Annotated in this window: 1 protein-coding gene; it reads left to right on the forward strand. The window is 54.6% G+C overall.

The features are described 5' to 3' along the window. On the forward strand, positions 1-1,538 hold a 1,538-nt coding region (locus tag Q1A69_RS19915), incomplete at both ends, for an RHS domain-containing protein (RefSeq protein ID WP_299589611.1).

Raw genomic sequence — 1,538 nt, forward strand, 5'->3', positions numbered from 1 at the left:
CAGGGATTACTGGCCGAAGTTACCGACTCCGAAGGTCGAAGTACCTGCTACGCCTACGACGGCCTCAGTCAGGTTAAGACCCGCACCAACCCGGACGGCAGCCGACTTGAATATCACTACGACGGCGAGCGCAACTTAGTCGGCCTCGCCAATGAAAACGGAGAGCGCTACCAGCTTAAATACGATCTCAATGAGCGCCTGATTGAAGAAGTTGGCTTCGACGGCCGCGTGAGCCGCTATGCCTATAATCGCGCTGGCCACTTAATCAGCTCCAGAGCCGTAACCGACACTGATACTGGTAAGGGTATCGACACCATCTTCGAGCGCGACCCCTTCGGCCGCCTGTTAGAAGAAGTCACCCCCGACGGCATTACCAACTTCCGCTACAACCGCAGCGGTCAGCTAATCGAAGCGGAAAATGCTCACCGTAAACTGCGCTGGGAGTACGATGCTAATGGGCGTGTTGTGGCCGACTGGCAGGGAAAAGACAAACTCAGTCACCAATACGATGCCGCCGGTAATCGTATTGCCACAACATTACCCGATGGTGAAGTACTGAACTTCGCTTTCAATCCCGCTGGCCAATTCCAAAGCCTGCACCGCCGCCCTGTCGGTGGTGACGCCGCCCAACTGATCACCAGCATCAGCCACGATGAACAGGGTAGGGAAAGTCAGCGCCAGCACGGCAATGGGCTGGAAAGCCAGAGAGACTACGATCCTCAGGGCCGCCTGCAAAAGCTGCGCCTGGGCAAGGCCAATGGTCCGGTATCCGATCCGACTCAGTCAAACTCCATTCTGGAGCGCCGCTACCAGTACAACAAAGCTGGCCAGATCGCGCAAATTGAGGACAGCCTGCGCGGCACCCGCAGCTACCATTACGACGCACTCGACCGCCTTACCCAGGTAGACGGCCCCAACCCCGAATACTTTGTGCACGACCCCGCACACAATATTCTGGCCGCTGCCAACTCGAAAGACGAAGCCAAACAACAGGCCAGCGCCACACAGGTCAAAGGTAACCGTTTAGCCTTCCGCGGTGATACGCACTACCGCTACGACATTCATGGCAACCGCATCGCCGAGCTCCGCGGTAAAGGACAAAAACTGCAAACCCGCTACCACTACAACCACCGCCAACAGCTGGCCCGTGTAGAAAAGCTTAAGGTAGAAAACGGCACAGAACAGTTCCAGCAGGTCATCCACTACCAATACGACCCCTTGGGCCGCCGTATTGGTAAAGCGAGTGAAAGCGAGCAAACCGATTTTCTCTGGGATGGCGACGTACTCCTGCGGGAAAACAAAACCGATATCCAGACCCAGCAGGATATCAATACCCGTACCTACTACTTTGAGCCGGGCACTTTCAAACCTGTTGGATTAAAAGAAAACAAACAAGATAAAGAGCAGGTTTATCACTACCATCTGGATCACCTGGGAACTCCAGATACCCTCACTAATCAGGATGGTGAAGTGGTATGGAGTGTTGCCTACAAGAGTTATGGCAATATTGCTCTGGCCCATGAAAATCAGATAGAGCA

This window comes from uncultured Microbulbifer sp., from assembly GCF_947498635.1.
GTDB lineage: Bacteria > Pseudomonadota > Gammaproteobacteria > Pseudomonadales > Cellvibrionaceae > Microbulbifer > Microbulbifer echini.